The organism is Paenibacillus sp. FSL H8-0048, assembly GCF_038002825.1.
Classification (GTDB): Bacteria; Bacillota; Bacilli; order Paenibacillales; family Paenibacillaceae; genus Paenibacillus_AQ.
In genome coordinates this window covers 6,810,864-6,833,291 of record NZ_JBBODF010000001.1, presented here as the reverse complement: position 1 = coordinate 6,833,291, position 22,428 = coordinate 6,810,864, and the positions used below count along the sequence as shown (strand labels likewise).

13 protein-coding genes are annotated in these 22,428 nt (G+C 53.5%); 4 read left to right on the top strand and 9 right to left on the bottom strand.

Features of this window, described 5'->3' with window-relative positions:
* Positions 1-471 precede the first annotated feature (471 nt).
* The 3 genes from NSU18_RS29570 (at position 472) to NSU18_RS29560 (ending at position 3,566) form a co-directional block, all read left to right on the top strand.
* A complete protein-coding gene (locus NSU18_RS29570; RefSeq protein ID WP_341147862.1) occupies positions 472-786 on the top strand; it encodes a helix-turn-helix domain-containing protein in 315 nt (104 codons plus the stop codon).
* Between the two features lie 5 nt (positions 787-791).
* Positions 792-1,724 (top strand): IS3 family transposase, encoded by a 933-nt coding sequence (locus tag NSU18_RS29565; protein ID WP_341149175.1) that lies wholly within the window; start codon positions 792-794, stop codon positions 1,722-1,724.
* A gap of 648 nt (positions 1,725-2,372) precedes the next feature.
* Positions 2,373-3,566: an IS256 family transposase gene (locus NSU18_RS29560; protein ID WP_341150750.1), complete on the top strand. Its 1,194-nt coding sequence runs from the start codon at positions 2,373-2,375 to the stop codon at positions 3,564-3,566.
* Between the two features lie 311 nt (positions 3,567-3,877).
* Here NSU18_RS29560 and NSU18_RS29555 read toward each other — a convergent pair whose 3' ends face one another.
* From NSU18_RS29555 to NSU18_RS29515, 9 genes are all read right to left on the bottom strand, one after another.
* Positions 3,878-4,873: a glycoside hydrolase family 43 protein gene (locus NSU18_RS29555; protein WP_341150749.1), complete on the bottom strand. Its 996-nt coding sequence runs from the start codon at positions 4,871-4,873 to the stop codon at positions 3,878-3,880.
* Positions 4,870-6,381, bottom strand: coding sequence for a glycoside hydrolase family 43 protein (locus tag NSU18_RS29550; protein ID WP_341150748.1), 1,512 nt, complete (start codon positions 6,379-6,381; stop codon positions 4,870-4,872). The genes NSU18_RS29555 and NSU18_RS29550 overlap by 4 nt, the downstream gene beginning before the upstream one ends.
* A 314-nt stretch (positions 6,382-6,695) precedes the next feature.
* The gene (locus tag NSU18_RS29545) at positions 6,696-12,653 is read right to left on the bottom strand and encodes an S-layer homology domain-containing protein (protein ID WP_341150747.1); all 5,958 of its coding nucleotides are present in this window, start codon (positions 12,651-12,653) and stop codon (positions 6,696-6,698) included.
* A gap of 181 nt (positions 12,654-12,834) precedes the next feature.
* Positions 12,835-13,908 (bottom strand): response regulator, encoded by a 1,074-nt coding sequence (locus tag NSU18_RS29540; protein ID WP_341017842.1) that lies wholly within the window; start codon positions 13,906-13,908, stop codon positions 12,835-12,837.
* Positions 13,909-14,067: 159 nt separating this feature from the next.
* Positions 14,068-14,787, bottom strand: coding sequence for a trehalose operon repressor (treR, locus tag NSU18_RS29535; RefSeq protein ID WP_341150746.1), 720 nt, complete (start codon positions 14,785-14,787; stop codon positions 14,068-14,070).
* Between the two features lie 84 nt (positions 14,788-14,871).
* The gene (treP, locus tag NSU18_RS29530; protein WP_341150745.1) at positions 14,872-16,857 is read right to left on the bottom strand and encodes a PTS system trehalose-specific EIIBC component; all 1,986 of its coding nucleotides are present in this window, start codon (positions 16,855-16,857) and stop codon (positions 14,872-14,874) included.
* Positions 16,858-16,961: 104 nt separating this feature from the next.
* Positions 16,962-18,695, bottom strand: a complete 1,734-nt coding sequence (gene treC / locus NSU18_RS29525) for an alpha,alpha-phosphotrehalase (RefSeq protein ID WP_445321879.1) — start codon at positions 18,693-18,695, stop codon at positions 16,962-16,964.
* Between the two features lie 678 nt (positions 18,696-19,373).
* Positions 19,374-20,477, bottom strand: coding sequence for a Gfo/Idh/MocA family protein (locus tag NSU18_RS29520; RefSeq protein ID WP_341150743.1), 1,104 nt, complete (start codon positions 20,475-20,477; stop codon positions 19,374-19,376).
* Between the two features lie 24 nt (positions 20,478-20,501).
* Positions 20,502-21,161 (bottom strand): ThuA domain-containing protein, encoded by a 660-nt coding sequence (locus NSU18_RS29515; RefSeq protein WP_341017837.1) that lies wholly within the window; start codon positions 21,159-21,161, stop codon positions 20,502-20,504.
* Between the two features lie 206 nt (positions 21,162-21,367).
* Between NSU18_RS29515 and NSU18_RS29510 the strand changes: the two genes are divergently transcribed.
* Entirely contained in the window at positions 21,368-22,213 is an 846-nt protein-coding gene (locus tag NSU18_RS29510; RefSeq protein ID WP_341150742.1) for an AraC family transcriptional regulator, read from the top strand.
* The last annotated feature ends 215 nt before the right edge of the window (positions 22,214-22,428 follow it).

The window sequence follows — 22,428 nt, the reverse complement described above, 5'->3', positions numbered from 1 at the left end:
AACTGGCTACTTGATCAACGAAATGATCACACTAACTACTCGCCACTAACCAATTCACAATAAATCCCAGTTTCCTCCTATTTATTGTTCATCCAACCCTACTATATAGCAGCTCTTCCCTGCTCTAATAGAAGCCAAATTAAAGATTTGCTGGTCAAATTAAAGGAAAAGTATAGTGCAGGGGGCCAGAACGGCTGCCTTACTGACTAGTTACTGGCTATGTTCGGTTTTTCGACTACATCCACTCCACTCACCCCACGCCTGTACATTCCTAATCGATTTTCCGACTACATTTGTCCCACACACCCTGCGCCTGCACATTGTAATCGGTTTTCCGACTACATTTGGCCGACATACTCTGCACGTGCAAAATGTAATCGGTTTTCCGATTACATTCTCCACAGCCCCCTAAAGAAGTTGGAGTCCTCCCCCACAAAAATGTAGACTAGAAACAGGAGGAGGATGAACGGTATGGGACACTTAACAGGAACAAGAGAGAAAGCCGCGCAAGAGGTGTTGTCTGGCATTAAGGCAGCGGTGGTTGCCCGAAAGTATGGGGTGACCCCATCGACGGTGAATCAGTGGGTGAGAGATTACCGCGAAGCCCATGGGGAACAAGAGCATCCGTATCCCCAGGAGCAGGTGGAGGAATTGAAGCGCCTCCTGGACGTGGAGCAGAAATACGAGAAGGCGGTCAGGATCCTCGGCGAAAAGGAGCTAGAGATCGAAATTCTGCGTGAACTGCTAAAAAAGCCAACCCCTGCTTATCCGAAAAAATCGAGGTAGCCGACATGTTCATTAAGCAGGGGAATACCGCAGCGTTGGTACTCCGTCTCGTGGGGCTCGCAGAGTCTACGTATTACGACCGTAAGAAACGCAAGAAGCAGGAGGCACAGGCCGTACCTCAGGGACGCGGAAGACCCGTACCCGGCTACTCCCTGACCGAGTCTGGAGAGAAGATTAGCGACGAGGAAATCCAGGAATGGCTGCTGGAATTAATCGCTGGAGAAGAGCATGTGTACGGATACAAACTGCTGGCCAAGTGCTTGTGGAACCAGCGCGGGCTGAGGCTCAATCACAAGAAAAGCTACCGGCTGTGCCAGGCGCTGGATATCCTGCAGCCGCAGCGCCACAAACGCTTTAAGCATCCCCGGAAGCTGCCGGAGAACCGGGTCATTACCGGAGCAGGCCAGCTCTGGCAGATGGACATTAAGTATGGGTACGTGGCGGGCCGGGACCGGCATTTCTTTGTCCTGAGTATTATCGATGTGTTTACCCGTGTCATCGTCGGCTACCACCGCGGAGCGTCATGTGAGGCCAAGCACGCCTGCCAAACGCTGGGACGCGCCATGGAGCAACACTGCGCCCCTGGCAGCGCACGCCCGGTGATCCGCACCGACAACGGCCCACAGTTCGTCAGCCACCTGTTTGGCGACATGTGTGAAAGCTGGGAAATGACCCATGAACGCATTCCGCCTCGAACGCCAGATTTAAATGCTTTTATTGAATCGTTCCACAGCAATATCGACCGGGATTTGTTCCGAAAAGAGGCCTTCGACACCTTCGAAGAGGCCTATGAAGCCGTGGACCGGTACATGGACTTTTACAACAATCGCAGAATGCATACGAGCCTTCGGAACATGCCGCCAGCTACCTTTGCGGAGTGGGTCCTGACTCTAGAAGACCGCTCCCGCTTCTTCTGGCCGAGAGAAAAAGCGAAATAAAGAGCATAGCTACGACAAGTACCGATTTGATACGGAGGACTCCGGGATAAGGGGGTCGCACCGCATTCGGCTCACACACCCCGTGCCTGCACATTGTAATCGGTTTTTCGACCATATTTGGCTCACACACCCTGCTCCAGCACATTGTGATCGGTTTTTCGACCATATTCACCCGACATACTCTTCACGTGCAAAATGTAATCGGTTTTCCGACTACATTCGGCTCACGCACCCGTACCTCCACATTGTAATCGGTTTTTCGACCATATTTGGCCCACACACCCGTACCTCCACATTGTAATCGGTTTTTCGATTACATTCGGCCCACCCACCCCAAGCCTGCACATTGTAATCGGTTTTCCGATTACATTCGGCTCACACACCCCGTGCCTGCACATTGTAATCGGTTTTTCGACCATATTCACCCGACATACTCTTCACGTGCAAAATGTAATCGGTTTTCCGACTATATTCGGCTCACGCACCCGTACCTCCACATTGTAATCGGTTTTTCGACTACATTTGGCCGACATACTCTGCACGTGGATGGCGTAAAGTAAGTTGTGTACCAAGATTTGGAGTCTAGTCAGACACCAAAAAAGTAGGGTATCCTCGGGATTGCGAAACCACCAAGGAGGAACCCTACCAATGAATATTTTACCCGAAAGTTCTCTGAATAATCTATTTGAAAAACTTGTTAAAGATTTTGTGAAAGACAACATGGAACGCCTGTTGCGCGCCGAAATCCAGGGGTTTATGGACAGTGAAGAAGCGGGTGCCAGTAATAGTCGTAACGGCTATTATACGCGAGACTTACACACGAAATACGGCCATATCGAGGATCTTCAGGTGCCCTGGGACCGCCAAAGCCTTTTCCAAACGCAGATGTTTGAGCCGTATCAGCGGCGGGACGGATGGTTAGAAGAGGCTGTCATCCAAATGTATAAATCGGGCATGGGCACGCGGGATGTGGCCCGGTTCATTGAAAGTATGTTTGGCAGCCACTACTCCCCCACCACGGTCAGCAATATTACGGCTACGGTGCTGGACGATATCCACCAGTGGCAGAAACGGCCCCTGAGCAAACGGTACTCCGTGATCTACTTGGATGGGCTGTACGTGAAGCTGAAACGGGGCACGGTCCGTGGCGAAGTGGTCTACTTTGCGATGGGGATTGACGAGGAGGGACAGCGTCAAATTCTCGGGTTTTACGTGGGCGGCCAAGAGAGTTCGAATGGCTGGCGGGAGGTACTCAAAGACCTGTACGACCGCGGAGCGCAGGAAGTCCTGCTGGGTGTGTTTGACGGACTACCGGGGCTGGATGCGGCGTTTAAAGAGACCTATCCTCAGGCAGATGTACAGCATTGCGTAGTGCACAAAGTGCGGGCCACGTTCCCTAAAATCCGGATGGAGCACAAAACTGATGTCCTTGAAGCGTTGAAAACCGTATATACCGCACCGGATGAAGTGGTAGCCCGGGCTAACTTTGATACGGTCAAAGCGAAGTGGAACAAGCTATATCCGAAGGAAATGAGGTCCTGGGAGGAACAGTTATCCACACTCCTGACGTTCTACAAGTATCCGGAATCGATCCGTAAAGCGATCTACACGTCGAACCCCATCGAACGGATGAACAAGGAAATCCGCAAGCGTCTGAAACCGATGAACAGTCTGACGAACATGGATGCGGCAGAGAAAATCGTGTACCTGGAGATGCTGGAATACAATGAACGTCATGCAGGGCGGGTCGCCCAAGGCTTTGGCATGGATGCCGTTAAAAAGAAGCTAAAAGAGCTATTCGAAACACGCTATCCCTCTTTGCCCACACCGGAAGAGACATAGCAGAGAAATCCAGTTTCTGGGGGTCGGGGTTCCCCCTCCCCCCAGAAACACTACACCCCAACCCGTAACCCCGGGGAGGTACTTCTACTCTCTTACACAAACTTCTTGACGCTACCTGCACGTGCAAAATGTAATCGGTTTTCCGATTACATTCGGCTCACACACCCCGTGCCTGTCAAATGTAGTCGGTTTTTCGCACACATTCCGCCCACACGCACCCTTGCCACGCCAAAAAAGCAGCCCCGTCAGGAGCTGCCTCATTTTACGCCTCATCTATTATCCTTATCTGCTCTGCTAATCTATCCGCCAGCTTACTCCGCATCCGGATAAGGATTGATCTTCTGGATCGTTCCGTCGGCGTTGTACTTCAGCTCGGTGTACTTCACGCAGCGCTTATGGTTGACGCCTTCGGACAGGGAGCTGTCGTGGTAGAACAGATACCATTTGTCTTCAACCTGCACGATGGAGTGGTGAGTTGTCCAGCCAATAACGGGAGAGAGAATCTCGCCCTTGAACGTGAACGGTCCCATCGGGTTCTTGCCGACCGCATACACGAGCTTATGCGTGGTTCCTGTAGAGTAAGACAGGTAGTAATCGCCGTTATATTTGTGCATCCATGGGCCTTCAAAATATCTGCGCTCTTCATCTCCAGCGAGGATCGGATTCCCGTCTTCATCGACAATGGAGATCTCGGCAGGCTTGCCCTGGAAGGACAGCATGTCGTCGCTAAGCAGAGCAACCTGCGGTCCAAGTGCAGGCTGGTCCAGCGCCGGTCCTTCCGCATCCGCTACGAAGCTGCCGGTCTGCCACTTCTCCAGCTGGCCGCCCCAGAGTCCGCCGAAGTAGATATACGACTGGTTGTCGTCATCCACCAGCACGGCCGGGTCAATACTGAAGCTGCCTTCCATATAATTCGGCTGCGGCGTGAACGGGCCTGCCGGGGACTCCGACGTAGCCACTCCCAGGCGGAAGATGCCGTCATGGTCACGGGCCGGGAAGAACAGATAGTAAGTGTTGTTCTTATAAGCGGCATCCGGTGCCCAGAGCTGCTTGGAAGCCCAGGGAATATCTCTCAGATGCAGCGCTTCACCATGATCGACTACCGGGGAATCGAAGCTGTCCATCGAGAGGACATGATAATCTTCCATCTTGTACTGGTCGCCGTTATCATTGCTCGGCTCGTCATGATCCAGATCGTGGGAAGGATAGATATAGATTTTGCCTTCATAGACATGGGCGGACGGGTCCGCGGTATAGATGTGAGTTACAATCGGTTGATTAGGCTTAGGGGGTTGTTGCTGATTCATAAGGCATCTCCTTTGATATTGGAATAATAGAATCCTTCATAATAAGCAGGGCTGGCATCCTCAGTGCCGTTGCCCGAGGCATGTACACCAAGGCAGACACCAGTGAAGCCGCCGTTGACTTCCGGAGACAGGACCGATACATGAACTGTCTCCGGTACTTCATGCCAGGAGACCCCGTCTGCCGAATAGGAGCAGTGGTAGTAATGACCATCACAGCGCAGACGAAGCTGAACGGGACCTTGACCGCTTACCTCGTACTGGTGAACCTGCCGCTCCTCACCGTTCTTCACTACAAGCTCCATCACCCGGCGGCCGCTGCGCAAGGCCAGTCCCCAGAAGAGATAGCCCCGGTTATTGAGCCGCGCGGCCAGTCCGGCATGCTCGCCTTCGATCACCGGTGTGAAGTCAAGGCTCATGCCCAGCTCCATCCGGTGATGCTGCTGGCGTAGGCATGCGAACACAGCCGGTGCTTCATCGTCCAGCGTGTAAGCATTCCCGCGCATAGCGAGGCTTCCTGTGCGCTCGGTCCAGGAATAACGCTCCGCTTCATAAGCGCGGAGGAAGGCCCACTCCGGCCCGAAGCCGTCCTCTGGCGTAAAGCGCCGCACCTGGTCCTCCAGGCTGGACTCGTCAGCGGCTATAACGGTGCCTTCATTATTGTCAATCATCGGCCAGCCGTCCTCTGTCCAGGTGACCGGAGCCAGGAAGGTCTCCCGGCCCAGCGGGGAATACCGGCCATCTACAGGACGCATGCCCAGGAAGACCGCCCACCACTGACCGGATGTATCCTCTACCAGATCGGCATGCCCAAGGCATTGAACCGGATGGTTCTTCAGTCCCCGGTGGGTCAGGATCGGCTCCGGCTTGTCCTCGAACGGGCCGTATGGGTGGCTGCTGCGGGCAATAATCTCCCGGTGATCACCCGCCGTGCCGCCGGAGGCGGTCATCAGATAGTAGACGCCCTTGATCTTGTACAGATGCGGACCTTCGACCCATGGGCCGTCATCCCCGCTCCAGATGTTGACCGGCTCCGACAGTACTTCGCCGGACAACGGATCAATCTCGTACTGAATAATATGCGATTCATACCCTGCACCATTCTGTACCGTGACATAGGCGCGCCCGTCATCATCGAAGAACAGAGACGGATCAATGCCTCCGTGCGGCAGCAGAATCGGATCAGACCAGGGACCCTCGGGCTTGTCCGCAGTCACATAGAAATTGCCGATGCCTCTGACATCTGTAGTAATCATGTAGAAACGCCCGGCATGATAGCGGATGGTAGCGGCGTAGATGCCTGACGAGCTCTTGGTGGTCCGCAGATCCAGCTGGGACTGGCGGGTCAGCACATGCCCTATCGGGGTCCAGCCGGTCAGATCCCTGCTATGGAAGATAGGCACACCCGGAAAATATTCAAAGGTACTGTTAATCAGATAAAAATCTTCATTCACACGGACCACACTGGGGTCCGGATAATACCCGGCAATCACGGGATTCCGCACGTTCATGGAATGCATCATACCCTCCTCTGGAATGAAAGCAAGCGTTTACAATCGCTAGTGTTATTGTACAAGCCCGGATTAAGCTTTCCTATGCGCAGACTAAAGGATTTCCCCCGAAAAAATGTACAACTTCCGCCTCTCACCGATTCTACTGGAAATAAACACCGTTTGCTCGCCATTTTGCTTGAGCGAATGGTCATTTTTTGCGGATTTTTAATAACAGACCTTCTCCGCACAGCAAAAAGCCGCCCCCCAGCCATGAGTCTGACATGAGGGACGACCTTAATCTTGCTCATATAGTACTTATGCGATGCTTATACTTACGGATTAATCAGATTGGATTGAATCAGCAGTCTGCGGATCGCCGCCGATGCCTCGGCACGCGTAATATTCTCTTTAGGTGCAAGACGCTGCTCGTCTCTGCCCAGAATAATGCCCGCTGATAGATTCTGTTTCACATTAGCAATCGCCCAGCCCGCTACGGATGCAGAATCGGTGAAGGACTTCAGCAGCTGCTGAGCCTGCTCTTCGCTGCGCGAAGACTTCAGCTCTGTAATACTAATCGCTCTGCTGACAATTGCCATCGCTTCCTGTCTGGAGATGTTATTGTCCGGTCTGAAGGTTCCGTCCGGATAGCCGGTGATCAGGCCGTTCCGGGTCGCAACCTGAAGCTCCAGCCCATACCATCCGCCTGCGGAGACATCGCTGAATGTAACCAGCCGCTCATCATGGGTGACAATACCGAGCGCTCTGGCCAGCATCGCTGTGAATTCAGCCCGGGTGATATTCCGCTGCGGTTCAAAGACTTCTGGCTTCGTGCCGCTGGCCACGAGTCTTGAGCCCATGTCATTCACATCCGCCTTGCTCCAGTGCTTCGCCACATCCAGGAATTCCAGCGGATTCCAGATCAGACCGAAATCGCCGTTCTCCAGGCTGTTAATCGTAGCGTAATAACGTCCGTCTTTAATGGTTACATAGGTAGGCTGGTGATAGATTTTACCATCCCGGTAGAGTACACCGGTCGTAATCTTCATATCTGCCGGAACCGGCAGCGTATATTTCACCCAGCCGTGGTTGTTTATTGTCACAGTCTGCCCCTGGTACTTCGCCTTAACGGAGAAGTTCGCAAGAAGGCTGCCGGGCTGTACATTCTGCTTGCCGGCAGCAAGCTTGAAAGCGTCCAGGCTTCCAGGAGCAGATGCGGCCAGTTCAGTATAGATGACGATGTCATCTGTATTCACATTCGTAAGACCGAACTGCTTGCTGATCTCTGCCAGATTCAGACCTGCGGCAGCCAGACTCGCTGTACCCAGATCAGACTCAACGACAATCTCGCCGCCTTTGTTCTGCAATTCCTTCAGGCTGCCGGCAGTAAGCTCTTCGCTGCGTGCCGGAACGCCAGTACCGGTTGCTTGCGGAGCCGGTGTAGCTGTCGGCTTAGGTGTTGCGGCCGGCGCAGGCTCAGGACTCTTATCTGTAATCCGCACAATCTGGAAGGTGCTGAACTTGTTAATCTGAATCTCCAGCGCTACAGGCTCACCGCTGGTATTGTACACGATCTCTGGAGTGTAGACGGCAATTTCGCCGTCGCTGTGTTCAACGTATACCCGCAAGCTGTTCAGGAAGGCATCACGCGCCCCTGAGCTTTGCAGCGGAATGTCGCCTGCGATTTCATACAGCGGCAGCAGAATCTTGGTATTGATCTTGCTGTAGTTGGCTTCAATCTCTCTTGGCGCTCCAAGCGTCTGAAGCGTCTTGTCGCTGGTCAGCGCCAGCTTGGAGACACCGCTTAGGATCGCATTGCTCTGAACCTTGAGCTGCTCCAGCATATCCTGCACCGGTACAACCCGGAAGTACAGGTCTGTAGCAGTTGCTTCGAGCTGCTCCAGGCTGGCTGCATCCAGACGGATGGAACCCAGTGCTGTGACAATATCCAGTGAAGCCTTGCGTCCGGCCAGAACCGATACCGCGCCGGAAGGAATCTCCACTGCAATCTCATCCGCCTGTGCTGCGGAATCATCCACATGATTAATGGTTACCTTCCGGTTGGCTGCATCCGGGTCATTTGGATTCACGCCTTCCACCAGGTTATACATTTCATTCTCATCAATCACAATCGTATCGATCTTCGTTCCGTTTGACAGATTCGTTCTAAGAATCGTTACGCCCTGCTGAAGCGGACTTCCATCATTCGGAGTAGACAAGCCAGCCTGTCTGGAGGTCGGCTGACGGACAGTGCCTTCCTTGGTCACGCCTTGTGCCTTAACGATCAGCAGATAATTCTTCACTGCACTCTTGCCGCCCCGGGTGAAGGTTGCGGTCAGAATGACATTCGTATCCTGGACCGGAAGAGTTACATTGCCCTTGGCCTGGTCCGCATTCTGCTGGACAGCGATGACCGAAACTTCACTCGAAGCCCAGGTAATCTTCGTATCGTATTTGCCGGTTTGCAGCAGTACGAAGGCTTCGGTGACACTCTCCCACGTATCCCCGGGAGCGAAGGTGGCCGCCGTGTTGATTCCGGTGCTTCTTGCCGCATCCTCTGCGGCTTCCTGGTCACTGAGCTTTTTGACAACAATCGTAAAGGTCTTAACCAGGGTCTCGCCCGGACGGTCAGGGTCGGCCAGCTTCACGCTAAGCTTTACTGTCACATCCTGTTCATCCGGTCCCGGCCGCTTAACCCGTCCGGTATTCGTAACAACATCCGGATTGCTGGAGGTCCAGGTCAGCACCGATCCGGTCTCTCCTGTCTTCGGCAGGAACAGATTCCGGGTCACCGACTCCTCTGAATCTCCCGGAGCATAAGTGATGGCAATATTCAATTCATCCTGAGGAAGATTGACCGGGCTGGTTCCTTTAACAGTAATGTAGAAATCCTTCTCCCGGAAAAAACCTTCCTTCGCCACACGCGCCGTCAGCCGGACTACTGTATCCTTCAGCGGACGCTGCACTTCGCCTGCGCTGCTGACAATATCGCTGCGGTGGCTTGTCCATACGACGTCGGAATCGTAGTACCCCTTCGAGATCAGTGTGATCGCTTGCGTTACGCTCTTCGCGGTATCCTGTCCTTGATACCCGATAGCCAGGAGCTGGGCAGCTTCATCAAGCTGAGCATCAAGGCCTTCACGCTTCTCCTTGACCGTTACAGCGAATTCTTTGGTCACGGTGACATTGCCTTTAGTAATGGTTGCAGTAAGGATCACCTTACGGTCCCCAATACCCGAGCCGGGACGGTTCACTGTACCGTCTGTACCCACTACGGACGGCTCCGTGGAGGTCCAGGTAATCGCGCTGTCATAGCGGCCTTGTGTCATCAAGTCCAGCTTCGTCTTCACCTGCTCCGGTGTCTCATTGCCTGCCCTGATCATGTCCCAGGTCAGCGCTTCGAGGCTCTCCTTCACAGACTCTTCATCCGTCAGCGGATGCTTGACTGCGGTGAGTACGAATTCTTTCGTTTCTGTTACATCACCCTTGGTGATAACCGCCGTCAAGGTAACAGTACGGTCGCCATCCAGGTAGGCAGGCGCCTGAAGCTTGCCATCCTTCGTAATGACCCCTTCATCTGAAGAAGTCCATTCGATGCTGCTGCCATTCTCGCCGGCCACCGGCAAGTATACATCGGAAGTTACTGATTCCTGGCTGACATTCTCTTCGCGGATCGTATCCCAAGTCAGCAGGTCTGTATCTTCGGTTACCGATTGTTTGTCGGTGCCGGCTTGTTTTTTGACTACCAGTACGAAGGTCTTGATCTGTTCAGAATCTCCGTTCTTCAGCACTGCAGTCAAAGTAACCTCCTGATCCCCCTCTGCAAATACAGGGCGTGTTACCGTTCCGTCCGGCCCAATAACGGCCTCGTTGCTGGAGGTCCAGGTAATCGTGCTGCCGAGAGCACCTGTCTCCGGTAAAAGCAGCTCTGACACAACAGACTTCTGCACCACATTCTCTTGCCGGATAGTGTCCCAGGTGATGGCTGCTGCATCGCGGTTCACCAGAGAGACTGTGCCCGGAAGCTGCAGGTCAAAGTTATTCGAGGTCACCGGTTTGACGCCGTCTACAATGACGGACGGATCTACAGTCACTGAAGCAAAGGCCGAGGCCTCAAGCTTGCCGGCTGCTTCTCCGGTGATCTGGATCTCCAGCACAGTGTCGCTGATCCGGACCACCTTGTAATCCAGACCTTCCGGCAGATTGTTGATGTTAACGCCACCGGTAACCTCTTCGGTGAATACACCATTACGCAGGGTAACCGTCAGCTTCTCTGCCGCTGTCCCGTCGCCAGCATCGTGAATCACTTCAGGAGACACCGCAATTGCTGCCGGAGGCGAGCGGAAGAGGATGGCGAAGGTTCCTGACGGAATTCCTGCCACCGTAACTGCTGCCCTGTCCACGCTGTCAGCGGACTTATGGCTGGCTGCCTGTCCGGCAAAAGCTACCGTAATCTGATTCGGACTGTCCACGGTAACCTTACCCGGCGTCAAGCCCGGCGGCCAATTCACCGCTTCAATGGCCTCGATCACTGAATCGTCGAAGGAACCGTTCTTCAGCTCCAGTACAAGGGCTCCCTCAATCGAGCCGTCATTCAGCTCAGACTCATAGAGCAGCGGTGACTTGACCACCAGATAAGGCTCTTTGTCCATGAAGTCGAATTTGAAGGTGTTCGAGCTCAGCTCTGCCGGTGCTCCTGTCAGCTTGCCGGATGCCACGGTTACATAAGCGCCGTAGACATCGCTGGTCACTGTTGCTGAACCAGTGAATTTGAGCTCCAGCTCGGTGTCGGAGACTCTGGTCACGCTCGTGCCGAGACCGGCAGGCAGGCCATGCACCTGTACATCGGCTGCATTAATTGGTGCGGCGAATTTACCGCCTGTAAGCTTCACACCGAGCGTCTCAGTAACCTCACCTGAGCCGTAGACTGCTTCAGATACAATGCCTTTATTCAGACTGAGCACCGCAGGGTCTCTGAAGGTTACACTGAAGGTCTTGGTCGTCAGACCGGAGGCGTTCCCGATTAGATTCTCCTTATCGACCGTAACGGACAGATCGTTCGTAGTCGCATCCTTGCCGTGATTAGCGGCAGCACCCTTCAGCGTGAAGTTAAGCTCGGTATCACTCAGCCGGGTCACGTCAAAATCAAGTCCTTCCGGCAGATTATTAACACGGATGTGGCTCACATCAATAGGATCTGCAAGGGTGGCCCCGACAATGTTGACCATCTGATTGCCGGTAACCGTTCCATCATTAGCCTTAGCCTCCGTCAGATCTGTACTGTCTTCCTCATCCAGCTCGATTTCCGAGATGACCTCACTGAAATCCCTCTCGTCCAGACTTGTATAATAGGTGAATTTCTTGCTCTCACGGGCAGCCATCGCACCTGAATCCCAGGTGATGGTAATTCCTGTGTCCGCTACAACTTCCTTGTCCTTGGCCGCCGGGATGTCATAAGCGGCTTCTGCATAAGGGTTGCTGTTGCTGAACCCGAAGACAGAGGCCTTCGCCCGCGGATTGCTGGAGTAGAAGAAGATCGGCGCTCTTGAATTGAAGGCCTTGTAGAGCGGATCATTATCTCCGGTGGTATTCGCTCTAACTACAGCGGCACCATCCTCTTCGATAGTGTGAGTCACCATATTGGAAGTGACAAAGGCTCCTCCCTGATCCACTGTGTTATCCGGGTCCATGGTACGCATATACCGCGCCCCGTCCCATTTTTTACCCGTCAGGTTGGTGATAGTTACCTCATTGCGGTAGAACTTCTGATCCTCTTTGAAGCTGATCACTTGCTTAATCTCCATTGCGCCAGCCCAAGTGGATACCGTAGTCGCACTTAGAGTCCCTTTATTCGTCTGCGAGGTATTTACAACTCTAGTAGGCATATCGTGGGCGTTCATCAGAGCTGAATTGGACTTCGCATATGTATTTCCCTCGCTCTGGTATCCTACCGCGAAGCGTTCTTCCGGTGTGCCCGGCAGATAATAATCGACCGGCAGGTCTTTACCTGTCCCATAGCCGTCATGGTCGGCACTCATCCCCAGATTCGGTCTTGAATTCGTGCCGCGGAAGTTAGCGGGCTTATTGCCCATCGTACCGAAATTCCCCCAGTTACTTATGCCCAGTTCAATGAACTTGCCTCCCAGGAAAAGCTCTGTTCCGCCTTCCCCGCCGTAAGCGGCACGGGCACTCCAATCCGCTGTATCTGCATACGCTGATTCAGGTGCTGCCGGGAACATAGACAACAGCATAGTGGGCACCATGACCAGCGCCAGCAGCTTCTTAAGCTTCATTGTCTCACTCCATTCTAGTAGGTTAACTTGCATGTTTATCTCTATAAAACCAAATCATTCTCACAAAATTCTCACAAATGATCGAAAAATGTCGGTAAATTGGACAAAAAGTCAAAAAAAGAAGCAGAGCACACGAGTACACGTGAACGCTCTGCCTTATGTTGATTTATATTCGCTGCGGTCAGGAATAGCCTTCCTTAAGCCGGGTATACATCTGCTGCATGCGCCGGTGCTGGTCTTCAGCCGGAAAAAGCTGCAGCAGCTGGCGGTAAAACTCCTCATTCTGCGGATCGGCCAACAGACAGGCATAGAACCGGTCCTCCGCTGCCTGAAGGGAACCACCTGATACCGCCTCGCCAATCAGCCGGAGACTGAGCTTCTCATAGATCAGACGGTATTTCTCTTCCAGGGAAATCTTCCATACATATGGCTTCCCCTGGAACAAAGGTCCCCGGTAGAGGCCAAAGAGCTTCTCCAGCTGCTCTGCCTCCAGACGCGGACCTGTCAGCATCTGTCCCGCCTGCTGATATTGCATAACGTCGTAGACGAATGAACCGGTATCCAGCGTATAGCCCTCCGGGGTCTTCTTGATTCTCATGGGGAGGGCTGCTGCTTCCATGACTCTTTTCACCCTATAGATAGCTGTGTGCAGATTGCGAAGAACCCGCTCTCCATCCATATCCGGCCAGAGCAGCTCCGACAGCTTCCATTTATCCACCTCACGGTTAGGATGACAGAGCAGATAGGCGAAGAGTTCCTCCGAGATCCGCGTAGGGAATTGGAGCAGCTGTTGCTCTTGGTTACGCACCTCCAACCGTCCAAATCCCGTAACTACCGGGGCTTGGGCTTCTATATTAGAAGCAGCTGCCTGCCGCCCCGGCGTTCTCCGGGAAGATTGCTGTCTGGCTATACGGCCGTACACCCGCTCAATCGCTTTCGGGGTAACAGGCTTGACAATGTAATCCAAGGCCTGAACATCGAAGGCTTCCAGCGCATAATGCGCATGACCTGTCGTAAACACAATATGCGCCTGCTCCGACACCTCACGAATTCGATGGGCAAGCTCCAGTCCGTTCATCTGCGGCATCTCTACATCCAGAAAAATAATATCCGGCTGCAGCTCCGGCAGCTGTTGCAGCGCCTCGGCAGGATTGGTGAACGTACCGGATATCGTGAAGCTCTCATGACGGCTGACCAGCACCTCCAGCAAATCCAGTGCAGGAATCTCATCTTCCAAAATTACGGCAGTGTACACCTAAGCCACTCCTATGATCGAGTTTGACTATTTGTATCAAGTATGAATATAACTGATAATTTTACCAGTATTATTAATAGTATAGCTTAACTGCCGGATAGACATCTATAATTAATGAAATTTTAAATTAATTGTCTGATCTGTTCCTGACCTGACCGTTCACCGCCTAACCCGTCTCGCAAAATCCACAAACTGAAACTTGTCCAGCCGGTGCCGGGATTCGGTGTATTGGAACAGCACAGTATTCTCCAGATACACATAGTTCCGCACCACAACAATATGCTGGTATTGCTTCAGGTCCAGCAGACGCTGATCCTCCCCGGTCACGGGCTCAACGGAGATCAGCTTTTTGGCATAACTGATCTTCAGACCCAGTTCAGACTCAAGGTATTCAAAAATAGAGCCTGCTGCGATCTCCTTGCTGAGAAAGGGAACGATATCGGACCGGAAATAATCCTTATCCAGAATAATCCGCTCGGCTTCGATCTCTCTGGCACGAACCACCTTCCACACCGGAGTCTCTTCAGCAATGCGCAGATGCCGGGAGAGCAGGGAGCCTGCCGGCTCCAGGACTGTCTCTTCTACCAGTGTCCGTGAGGGAACCCCGAGTGTCCCGGTCAGCTCCTGAAATGAGATCAGTCCGGTTACGGGGAAATCCATCCGCGTCATATCCAGCACGAACGAGCCCCTGCCTTTGATTTTGTTAATATAGCCCTCGCGGTACAAAAGATTCAGCGCCTTGCGCACCGTCTCCCGCGAAGTGTTATAAGCCTCAGCCAGCTCACTCTCAGAGGGCAGCTTGGTCCCGGGTGTGAGCTGGCCGGACTGGATTAGGCTGCTGTATTCCGTATAGATCTGCACAAATATATTCTCTCTCATCGAACATCACCGCCCTTAATGGTAGAAAAACAGCCCCGCAGGGCTGTCCTACATTCCTTATATTGCATGTCTGATCCGCACGGGTCAACCCTTAAGATGAACGGTTAGAATACGGGTCTGCTTCGCCGTGGCCGGTCCGCTCTGTTCCTCGATCCGTTCCACCATCTCCTGCCCGGCAGGGATGATAATTGGAGTAATTAAAGGATACCCGGCGGCACGGATGGCCTCCATATCGAATTCCAGCAGAAGCTCGCCAGCCCGGACCTTATCGCCGACCTGCTTCGTTGTGGTGAACCCTTCGCCTTTGAGCGACACGGTGTTAATTCCGACATGGATCAGCACCTGGACTCCGCTGGCATGCTCCAGAATCAGCGCGTGCTTACTCTTGATCACGTGGGCTACCGTAGCATCAAAGGGAGCATAGACCTTGCCTTCGGAAGGTTCAATCGCAATCCCATCCCCCATCTGCCGCTCAGCAAAAGCGGGATCAGGAACCTGCTCCAGCGGTACCGCTGTTCCGTTAAGCGGTGACGCCAGCTCCAGGATATTCACCGGCTCCGGCTCCTGCGAGCCTTGTACGGAACTGCGCCTGCTTAGCTCAGGGGCTGTAACAGAAGAATCGGCTGCTGCTACGCCTGCTGTTGCTTGCGCTTTGTTCAGTGCACGCTGTGCAACCGCCCGGCCATACAGTACAGTGGCCGCAAACGGCACGATCAGGACAATCGCCATCCCGATGAAGAATACGCCCCACTGGTTAGGGAAGATCGACAGGAAGCCCGGTATCCCTCCTACCCCGATGGAAGTGGCCCGGACCTGATTCAATGTGAGCAGCACCCCGCCTATCGCGGAGCCGATCATTCCGAAGATGAACGGATAGCGGTAGCGGATATTCACCCCGAAGATGGCCGGCTCGGTAACTCCTAGGAAGGCCGAGACGGATGAGGTCACCGCCAGCCCCTTAGTCTTCTGTTCTTTAATCACGAACATCATCGCCAGTGCGGCCGCACCTTGGGCAATATTGGAGAGCGCCAGCATTGGCCAGAGGAAGGTGCTTTTCTCGCTGCCGATTAGCTGGACGTCCACGGCCAGGAACGTGTGATGCATGCCTGTAATGACGAGCAGCGAATAAAAGCCGCCATAGATCAGGCCGCCAAGGATGGCGAAATGATCGAAGATATACACCAGACCGGAGGTGATGGCATTCGCAATGCCGAACGTAACCGGACCGATGATGGTGAAGGCCAGGAAGCCTGTAATGAGCAGCGTCACCGGCGCAACGACCAGCAGCTTAATGGAATCATGGACCCGCTTATCCAGAAATTTCTCAATTGCGGACAGAATATAAGCCGATACCAGAACCGGCAGCACCTGCCCCTGGTAGCCGATCCGCTCCAGATGCCAGCCGAACAGGTTCCAGGTTGGAACCGTCCCGTTCGTTGAAGCTTCCGCATACCCGTAAGCACTTAATAAATCCGGGTGAACCAGAATCAGACCCAGCACAATCCCGAGCAAAGGACTGCCGCCGAAGCGGGTCACTGCCGCCCACCCGATCAGTGCGGGTAAGAATGTAAATGCCGTACTGGCAATCGTATTAATGATAGCAGCAATATCCTTCCACTGCGGATAGACATCCACCAGCGAATCGCTGAAGAAGATCCCCGGGCCGGTTAGAATGTTGTTGATTCCAAGCAGCAGACCCGCAGTGACGATGGCCGGAAGAATGGGAATGAAGATATCGGCCAGTGTCTTGATGATCCGCTGAAGCGGATTCAGGTTGCGGGCGGCAGCCGATTTCACGTCATCCTTGGAGGAACGGGCGCCGCCGGTCAGCTTAATCATCTCATCATATACTTTATCTACCGTCCCCGGTCCGATGACAATCTGGAATTGCCCTTGGGAAGAGAATTGTCCCTTCACCAGATCATTGCGGTCCAGCGCCGCCGCGTCCACCTTACTCTCGTCATAGAGCGAGAACCTCAGGCGCGTCACACAATGCGTAGCTACCTCAATGTTCTCCTTGCCACCCACCGCCTGGACGATCTCTTCAATATTTTTGCGGTCTATAGCCATATTGTCACTCCTCGCATAGTTAATGAATGCCTGGTAGCCTATCCGATTTCAACTTGTGAACATGGGGATAAGTCTGAAGTACATTCCTGCAATTCGGGTCTCCTCTAGTCCTGGCTGATTAGCCACAGGTATGAAGCGTATGGCAGAAGCTGAAGCTCTTGCGTCAGTGCAGGATGTTCTCCGGTATTGCCAAGCAGGAGCTTATCCTTCCCCTTAGCACTTAAGTCTGCCCAGTGATCCTCCGGGAGCCGGAAGGTAATCTCTTTGCTGCTGAAGTTCGAGACCACAACAAGCGCTTCATGATCTCCGGTCCGCGCATAAGCGAACACCTCGGGATGTCCTTCGTCCAGCCTGCGGTATATTCCGTCCGCAAAAATAGCGTGCGATTTGCGCAGAGCGATCAGCTTGCGGTAGTGATGGAAGATCGAATCCGGCTGCGCCAGCGCCTGACGCACATTGATGTCCGGGTACCTTTCATCCACTTTTAGCCAAGGCGTTCCGGTGGTGAAGCCTGCATTCGCGCCCTCATCCCACTGCATCGGCGTCCGGGAGTTGTCCCTTGAACGTTCCTGCAGAATCGCGAGCGCCTCTCCGGGGCTTGCTCCCTGCTCACACAGAATCCGGTACATATTCAGCGACTCAATATCGCGGAATTCTTCAATCCCCCGCCATTTGGGATTCGGCATCCCGATCTCTTCTCCCTGATAGACATAGGGTGTACCCTGTAATCCGTGCAGTGTAGTCGCCAGCAGCTTGGCACTCTCCTCGCGGTACTTAGTGTCGTCAGTGAACCGGGAGAGTGCGCGAGGCTGATCGTGATTGTTGAAAAATAAAGCGTTCCAGCCCCCGCCCTCCTGCATCCCGGTCTGCCACTCGCTGAACAGCCGCTTAAGCGCTTCGAAATCGTAAGGCATCAGCTCCCACTTCCGGCCGTTCGGATAATCCACCTTCAGATGATGGAAGTTGAAGGTCATTGAGAATTCCCGCCGCTCGGGACTAGAATAACGGATGCACTGCTCAAGTGTGGTAGAGGACATCTCGCCCACCGTGACCAGCTCATGCGGGCCAAACACCTCATCGTACATCGCCCGGATGTATTCGTGGACCCGCGGGCCGTCTGTGTAATACTTCCGCCCGTCGCCCGGCGGCACACTCCCGTCATCATCCGGAAAGCGCTGGTCCTTGGAGATCAGGTTGATAACATCCATCCGAAATCCATCCACACCCTTGCGGGCCCAGAACAGCATCATCCGGTTCACCGCGCTGCGGACCTCTTCGTTCTCCCAATTCAGATCCGCCTGTGTCTTGTCGAACAGAGTAAGGTAATATTGGCCTGACGCCTCGTCGAATTGCCAGGCGGGACCCCCGAACTTCGACTGCCAATTGTTTGGTACTCCCCCGCCCGGAGCCGGGTCCTTCCAGATATAATAATTGCGGTAATGATTATCCCGGCTGGAGATCGCCTGCTTGAACCACTCATGCTCTGTCGAGGTATGGTTGACTACGATGTCTGTCATCAGCTTCATTTCGCGCCGGTGCAGCTCCGCTACGAGTTCGTCGAAGTCCTCCATCGTACCGAATTCCGGGTTGATCCGCTCATAATCCGCCACATCGTAACCGTTATCATGTCCGGGCGAGACATAGACCGGCTGGAGCCAGACAATGTCAATCCCCAGCTCCTGCAAATAATCCAGCTTCTCCGTCAGTCCTCTGATATCACCGGTTCCGCTCCCTGTCGTATCCTTGAAGCTCTTCGGATATACCTGATACACCGTAGACCGCCGCCACCATTCCGTTGGCCGGGCTTGACTCTCTTGATTCACATGAAGCACCTCCATGAAGAATTTGTTGACATACATTACACCTGTATATACAAGTTCAAACAGAAGGGAGCCTGATTAGTTGAGGAGGATGCTCCCGCACCAACGGATACATTAGGCCCATGTGCCTGCTTGCGGACACGATGTATGCTGTTTTTCACATACATTCGGGCCGGGTGCCTGCATGCGGGCACAATGTATGCTATTTTTGACATGCATTCGGGCCGGGTGCCTGCTTGCGGAACTATGTATGCTGTTTTTGATATACATTAGGCCCATGTGCCTGCTTGCGGACACGATGTATGCTGTTTTTGACATACATTCGGGCCGGGTGCCTGCTTGCGGAACTATGTATGCTGTTTTTGATATACATTAGGCCCATGTGCCTGCTTGCGGACACGATGTATGCTGTTTTTCACATACATTCGGCTCACGTACCCCCTACCTGCAAATTGTGTTCGGTTTTCCGCATACATTTGCCCCTCGCCCACCCCAACCTGCACATTGTGTTCGGTTTTCCGCATACATTCGGTCCACGTACCTTCACGCCGAGTCTCCTCCACTCCACCTCACAAAAAAACAGCGCCCCTCCCCGCAACCGGGGACAGAACGCTGCCTGTTGAATTCCTATTATCTTTACACTCTTCGCTTCATCGCTTATTCGCGCTGCTTTTCGCTATGCTTAGCTACTATTCGCTACTCCAAATATCCCTTAATCAGTCCCGGAGCCAGCGGCTTCGGCTGGTCGCAGGTGGTGGTCAGCTCGGCATAACGCTTCGAATCGGAGCTGGTGTGGAAGGCGTGCATGATCTCCAGCACATGGTTCGCCAGCTCGCCGTTAGCGCGCGGGGTCTCACCTGTCTCGATGCAGCGGGCCATATCAGCCACGCCAATGCCCCGGCTGTTGCCTTCATAGCTGTGCACCACCGGAATCTCCTTGAACTCTGCGCTATGCGCCGGACGCAGGAGGATCGGGCCGCCGAAGGTGTTCGGGTCCGGCACAATCAAAGTGCCCAGCGAGCCGTAGATCTCAATGCGCGGCAGTGTGCTGTGCCAGACATCGAAGCTGGTAATCATCGTGGCGACAGCACCGCTGGCGAACTGAATCGTTCCGGCCACATGCGTAGGGACTTCAACCTCAACTACCTTGCCGAACTTCTTCTCACTGGTGATCGTCCGGGTAGGGAACGAGGTTTTGGTCATGCCGCATACCGTAGCTGCCGGACCCAGCAAGGATACCAGAGCCGTCAGATAATACGGTCCCATATCGAACATCGGGCCGCCGCCGGCCTGGTAATAGAACTCAGGGTCCGGGTGCCAGCTCTCATGCCCGTGGCAGAGCATGAAGGCTGTCGCCGCTACCGGCTCTCCGATATAGCCGTCTGCGATCAGCTTCGCACAGGTCTGCAGGCCCGCTCCGAGGAAGGTGTCCGGCGCGCAGCCGATGAACAATCCTTTTTCCTTAGCCAATTCAACCAGCTCAGTCCCGTGCTCAAGCGATAATGACAGCGGCTTCTCCACATAGACATGCTTGCCTGACAGCAGCGCCAGCTTACACACCTCGAAGTGGTAATTCGGCGTGGTCAGATTCACGACAATCTCAATCTCCTCCGAAGCCAGCAGCTCCGCTGTCGTCCATACATTCGGAACCCCGTACTGCTCTGCAGCCTGCTGCGCCCGCTCCAGATTCAGATCCGAACAGGCGTAGACCTCCGTATTCTTGAAGGTTCCGGTCAAATTCTCAAAATAAATACTGCTGATATTTCCGCAGCCGACAATCCCGATTTTCACTTTACGCACGCTGTTTCCCACCTTGTCCTTCATTTATTTGGCTGCCCACAAGAAGCCCCGGCGCATCAGTTCCTTGGCCTCCGGAATATCGAACACATCCGCATGATGTCCAAGCGCGTTATAGAATACCTTGCCCTGGCCCCATTTCTTCGTATAGACCACCGGCATCGTGATCACACCATTGGCCGAATGCTCCCCTTCACTCATCACAAAAGTGGTGGTAGCCAGTACATTCACCGCCGGATCCACATGCAGATAATACTGCTCCGACTTCACCATGAAGTCCTGCATACCTTCCACAATCGGGCTGGAGCCGGATTTCACGATATTCACTTCATAATCCACCCCATCATTGAAGGGATGTGCCACCCATTGCGATCCGGTCAAAAATTGCCATTCCGTATTAGTACGGAAGGAGTCGCACATCCCGCCGTGACAGCCTGCGATACCTACGCCGGAAGCCACAGCCGCCAGAACTGCCGAGCACTGCTCCCCCTTGATTTCGCCCATGGTCCACACCGGTACAATCAGGTTCAGCGCCTTCAGCGCCTCCGCATTATTGAAGCTGTCCAGCGTATCAGAGACTTCAACCTCGAAGCCTTCGTTCGTAAGGATATCTGCAAAAATTGCCGCTACCTCATTCGGTTCATGCCCGTCCCATCCACCTTTTACAATCAATGCCTTCTTTGCCATATCAAGCTCTCCTTTTTGTCCTATTTATCCAAGTCCGGGTTATAGATTGATTAAGATCAGGTCTTCCTGAAGAAATTGTAATCCATTGCAGCCGTTCCTGCTCGTCATTTTGCTTGTGGGAATGGTCAATTTTTGCTAAATTTAAGACTGCATGATGTGGCAAGCATCTAATTACTGAAACCGCTTCCTGACGAACCGCCGGGAGGATGAGAACAGGAGTAACCATGAGAGCGTTTCACGAGAACCGGACGTACGGCTATGCGTTTCCCTTCACGGCCTTTGTTAGCCGGAACATTAATTTCCTGGCCCACTGGCACAATGATCTGGAGATTGTCTATTGTCTGGAGGGTTCGATAAGAATGGGGATCAACTCCGAGACACGGGTGCTGACCGCCGGGGATCTGGCCGTATGCAGCAGCGGAGATATCCATTATTATGACAGCAAGAACAGCGAGTCCAAGCTGCTGATGATTATTTTCAATCCTTCCCTGATCGGATATCCGGCAGGCTGGCCCCTGAATAAGCGGCTGATGTCTCCTTTTCTGGACCAGGGCAAGTCTCCTTCTGAACAAGGTAACCCCCGTCTGCCTGCAATTATGCAGGAGCTGCTGGAGGAGTATCTGGAGAAGCCCCCGCATCATGAACAGCTGGTGACCGGTCTGCTGCATGAGCTGTGTGCGCTGATTCTGCGGCAGATGCCGCTGGATATCGTGAATCCGCATAAGGATAAGCGGCGCATTACGAATATGAAGATTATGCAAGAGGTGCTGGAATACCTGGATGTCCATTACATGCACCCTATCACCCTGGCCGATGCCGCCCGGCATGCCAATATGAGCCTGTTTTACTTCTCCCGCTTCTTCAAAAGCATCACAGGCATGAGCTACGTGGCGTACCTGAACAGCATCCGCGTCAACCAGGCAGAACGGCTGCTGCTGGGTACCGACAAAAGCATTCTGGATATCGCGCTGGAATGCGGCTTCACCAATATCCGCACCTTCAACCGGGTGTTCAAGCAGGTCAAGCTGAGGACACCGGGCGAGCTGCGTTAGTATTCCGATTCCGGTGCCTCTTTTACAGGAAATTAGAGAATATTGGATAAGCATAGGTCGAATCCCAATACTCCTGACATCAGCCCTACGGTTACGTTAACTAGGGACGATGTCATTAGCCTCCTGATACACTCGCGTAGGTGCCAACCTTACAACAATGAACAAAAAGAGACAACTCCGGAAGCTTGGTCACTTCGGAAGATGTCTCTTTTTTT

What these genes read in the sequence shown, in the direction of transcription:
- NSU18_RS29570 (WP_341147862.1), top strand. Translation starts at nt 472, where the DNA reads ATGGGACACTTAACAGGAACAAGAGAGAAAGCCGCGCAAGAGGTGTTG.
- NSU18_RS29565 (WP_341149175.1), top strand. Translation starts at nt 792, where the DNA reads ATGTTCATTAAGCAGGGGAATACCGCAGCGTTGGTACTCCGTCTCGTG.
- NSU18_RS29560 (WP_341150750.1), top strand. Translation starts at nt 2,373, where the DNA reads ATGAATATTTTACCCGAAAGTTCTCTGAATAATCTATTTGAAAAACTT.
- NSU18_RS29555 (WP_341150749.1), bottom strand. Translation starts at nt 4,873, where the DNA reads ATGAATCAGCAACAACCCCCTAAGCCTAATCAACCGATTGTAACTCAC.
- NSU18_RS29550 (WP_341150748.1), bottom strand. Translation starts at nt 6,381, where the DNA reads ATGAACGTGCGGAATCCCGTGATTGCCGGGTATTATCCGGACCCCAGT.
- NSU18_RS29545 (WP_341150747.1), bottom strand. Translation starts at nt 12,653, where the DNA reads ATGAAGCTTAAGAAGCTGCTGGCGCTGGTCATGGTGCCCACTATGCTG.
- treR (WP_341150746.1), bottom strand. Translation starts at nt 14,787, where the DNA reads ATGAGAGAGAATATATTTGTGCAGATCTATACGGAATACAGCAGCCTA.
- treP (WP_341150745.1), bottom strand. Translation starts at nt 16,857, where the DNA reads ATGGCTATAGACCGCAAAAATATTGAAGAGATCGTCCAGGCGGTGGGT.
- treC (WP_445321879.1), bottom strand. Translation starts at nt 18,695, where the DNA reads ATGGAGGTGCTTCATGTGAATCAAGAGAGTCAAGCCCGGCCAACGGAA.
- NSU18_RS29515 (WP_341017837.1), bottom strand. Translation starts at nt 21,161, where the DNA reads ATGGCAAAGAAGGCATTGATTGTAAAAGGTGGATGGGACGGGCATGAA.
- NSU18_RS29510 (WP_341150742.1), top strand. Translation starts at nt 21,368, where the DNA reads ATGAGAACAGGAGTAACCATGAGAGCGTTTCACGAGAACCGGACGTAC.